This window comes from Chromobacterium sp. FG89, from assembly GCF_057808735.1.
On record NZ_JBMDIQ010000071.1, the window covers coordinates 1 to 678 of the forward strand.

Annotated in this window: 1 protein-coding gene; it reads right to left on the reverse strand. The window is 62.8% G+C overall.

Features of this window, described 5'->3' with window-relative positions; genetic code table 11:
- Positions 1-678, reverse strand: a 678-nt coding sequence (locus ACODRW_RS24280) for a hypothetical protein (protein ID WP_488906918.1), incomplete at both ends; no start/stop codon positions are given.

The window sequence follows — 678 nt, forward strand, 5'->3', positions numbered from 1 at the left end:
ACCATTCATAGCCGTAATAGCTGGTGGTGGTGGTGCCGCTGCTGCTCTGCGCGCTACTGGCCACGGTGCCGTCCGCCATCAGGGTGTAGGTGGTGGTGGCGCCGTCCCGGGTTTGCTGCAGCAGTTTGTGGTCGGCGTCGTAGCGGGACTGGGTCTGGCTGCTGACGCCGCCGTCGCCGTTCCAGCGGTATTGGTGGTATGCGGTGGCGCGTCCCAGCAGGTCGTTGTCGCGCTGGGAGGCCAGCTTGCCGTTGATGCGGGTGCTCTCCAGATAGCCGTCGGCGCTGTAGGTATAGGTCTCGGTGGTTCCATCAGAGGCGTTGATGGCCTGCACCCGTTCGCCGGCGGCGTTGTACAGGATGTCGACGCCGTCGCCGCCCAGGGGGCCGCGGCTGATCTGGCCGTCGATCTTGCTGCCCTTGGTGGTGACGAAGCGGTTCATGCTGTCGTAACGGTACCAGTAATCCTGGGTCCGCTTCTGGCCGTCGACGCCGTCGTGATAGACGCTGTGGACGTTAATGCGGTTGCCGACCGCGTCGTAGCGGTAGGTGATCAGGAATTTAGGATCCTTGATCTGGGTGACCCGGCCCAGCGCGTCGTACTGGATGTCCGCGTACTGATAGAACTCGCGGCTCTGGTTGTTGAGGCTGGTATAGCCTTCAAAGGTCTTATTGCCGT